Annotated in this window: 3 protein-coding genes and 1 riboswitch; all 3 genes read left to right on the top strand. The window is 37.5% G+C overall.

What is annotated here, in order from left to right; translation table 11 throughout:
- Positions 1-664, top strand: a 664-nt coding sequence (locus AC1DUW_RS24885; protein WP_477643727.1) for an SDR family NAD(P)-dependent oxidoreductase, incomplete at its 5' end; no start/stop codon positions are given.
- A 221-nt stretch (positions 665-885) separates the two neighbouring features.
- The gene (locus AC1DUW_RS24880) at positions 886-2,037 is read left to right on the top strand and encodes an acyl-CoA dehydrogenase family protein (protein WP_053345865.1); all 1,152 of its coding nucleotides are present in this window, start codon (positions 886-888) and stop codon (positions 2,035-2,037) included.
- Between the two features lie 216 nt (positions 2,038-2,253).
- Positions 2,254-2,382: riboswitch (TPP riboswitch) on the top strand.
- 152 nt (positions 2,383-2,534) lie between these two features.
- The coding region (locus AC1DUW_RS24875; protein ID WP_477643726.1) for a thiaminase II/PqqC family protein at positions 2,535-2,861 on the top strand (327 nt) is incomplete at its 3' end.

Genomic DNA, 2,861 nt, shown 5'->3' with positions numbered 1-2,861 from the left:
GAACATTGTTGTGGCCGATATCAATAGTAAAAACGCAGAAGAAACTGTTTCTTTAATTGAGCAAGCGGGTTATGAAGCTAAGGCCGTCTATTGTGATGTAACGAGTTTAGAGAGTGTGAAAAAAGCAGTTGAAGAATCAGTGAGCTTTTATCAAAAGATTGATGTATTGGTTAATAATGCAGGATGGGACAAAGTAGAACCATTCCTAAAAAGTGATCCAAGCACTTGGAAAAGGATTATCGATATTAATTTACTGGGTCAAGTTCATACTTGTAAGGAAATTTTACCGCTTATGATTGAAAACGGTTACGGAAAGGTAGTCAATATTGCGTCGGATGCAGCAAGAATCGGATCTAGCGGTGAGGCCGTCTATTCGGCTGCTAAGGGTGGGGTCATTGCGTTTACGAAAACAATAGCAAGAGAAATGGCACGTCATAAGCTTAACATCAATTGTATTGCGCCAGGTCCAGCTGACACGCCTTTATTTCAAGAAATTGGTTCTTACAATGAAGGAATAGCCGGAGCTTTGGAGAAAGCGATTCCGTTCCGTCGTTTAGCTCAACCAGAAGATATTGCCGGTGCTGTGGCCTATTTTGTTTCGGAAGAAGCAGGATATGTAACTGGGCAAACTCTTTCCGTCAATGGCGGCCTAACCATGGTTTGACTTTATGAAACTGATTAAATGGTAATCACAAAAAGTAAAACTATAGCCTGAAAATATTTCTTAGGATTTTTAATCACCCAGTGGGTCAAATAGGTTGATTTTGTTTGATTAGATAGCTATTTGTATTATTTCGAAGCTTAGGAGAATAGTATCCTCCTATATGTAAAAGAAATCGGGTTAAGGAATTAAACCTAAAACCAATAGAAGGGGGAGAAAATACCTTGAATTTTGAATTTTCAGACGATATCAAAGTTTTAAAACAAGGAATCCGAGAATTTATTGATAACGAAGTAGAACCACATGCCATGTTAATTGAAGAAAGCAATGAAATCCCAGAAATCATTATGGGGAAATCGAAAGAAATGGGACTGTTTGGCCTTAGTATTCCTGTAGAATATGGTGGGTTAGGCATTGATATGGTTGGGAAATGCGCCATTCTAGAGGAGTTGGGAAGAACACATAACGGTTATACAACAGTAATTGGCGGACATACGGGAATTGGCGGCGTTGGAATTGTAGAGATGGGAAATGAAGAACAAAAACGCAGATATTTACCTGACATGGCATCAGGTGAAAGAATTGGCGCTTTTGCTTTAACTGAACCAAGCGCAGGTTCACATGCCTCAAATCTGAAAACAACAGCGGTTAAAAAGGGCGAAAAGTATATCCTGAATGGAAGCAAACATTACATTACTAATGCTCCAATCGCAGATGTGTTTACTGTAATGGCTGTTACAGATCCTTCTAAGGGTGCAAAAGGAATCACATCTTTTATCGTCGAAAAAGACTCCCCAGGGTTTCAACTAGGAAAAATCGAACGGAAAATGGGCCTTCATGGTTCACATTCATCTGAAATTTTCTTTGAGGATTGCGAAGTTCCAGTTGAGAATGTATTGGGTGATGAGGGGCAAGGGTATATGAATGCCCTGAAAATCTTGGCGAATGGACGTGCAGGAATGGCAGCACGAAACTTAGGGTCGTGTGAAAAATTACTTGAGATGTCGATTGATTTTGCTCATATGAGAATTCAGTTCGACAAACCAATCTTCGAACAACAAATTATTCAGCATTACTTGGCAGATATGGCATTAGATACAGAAGCCCTTCGATCCATGACCTATCGCGTTGCCTGGATGGTTGATCAAAAAAAGAACGTCATTAAAAATGCGGCTATGGTCAAGTTACTTGGTTCAGAAACGTATAATCGTGTAGCTGATAAGGCTCTCCAAATTCATGGAGGGATTGGTTACATTTCTGAATATCCCATTGAACGTTTTTATCGTGATGCACGTATTACGAGAATTTATGAAGGTACATCCGAAATCCAAAAGAATATCATAGCGGCTCAGCTTCATAAACAGTACCAACGATAATTAGTAAAGCAGGATTAATAGTAAAATAAACTTTGCTTAAGGTTAATAGAGAATATTTTTTATGTGATTAAGTTCGATTTCCAAAGAGTATGTTAGGCGATTTTTTTATTTAACATATCGTTGGATTTTATACTTTACTAAAAAAAACTTTATTTAATAAGTTTGACAATTAGATATAACGTGTTAATATAAAGGCAAATGAACTAAATATACAATTTGTACCACTAGGGGTGCTTTACAGGTAAAAGTCAATTTTACCGCAGAAGCTGAGATTAAAGTATAACTTTAAGACCCTTAGAACCTGATCTGGTTTACACCAGCGTAGGGAAGTGGGGTCATGAAACAATACGTTTATGTATTATTTCAAGTACAACCACTTTCTTTACGTCGGTAAAGGAAGTGGTTTTTTATTTGCTCAAAAGAGGTGATTATAGGTTATCAATCATTATTTTTCCAGTTCCATTGCCTAATAAAATACAAATTTGGAGGTATAGAAAATGAAATTTTCAGAGGTCATTCGTAAAGAAGTAGATCATATTTGGGAAGCAAGCTTCAATCACCCGTTTGTTAGAGGAATTGGAGATGGCACATTGCCAGTAGAGTGTTTTCGTTTTTATGTCATGCAAGATGCATATTATTTATCTCATTTTGCTAGAGTTCAAGCTTTAGGTGCAGTCAAAGCAACAGATTTACATACAACTAGTCGACTAGCAAGCCATGCACAAGGAACATATGAAGCTGAATTAAAGCTTCATGAAAATTTTTCTGAGAGATTAGGTATTACAGAAGAAGAAAGGAAAAACTTTAAGCCTGCTCCTACTGCC

The organism is Peribacillus sp. P4_C12 (genome assembly GCF_056402095.1).
Note: the sequence above shows the minus strand (reverse complement) of the source record. Positions and strands in the feature narration are given on the sequence as shown.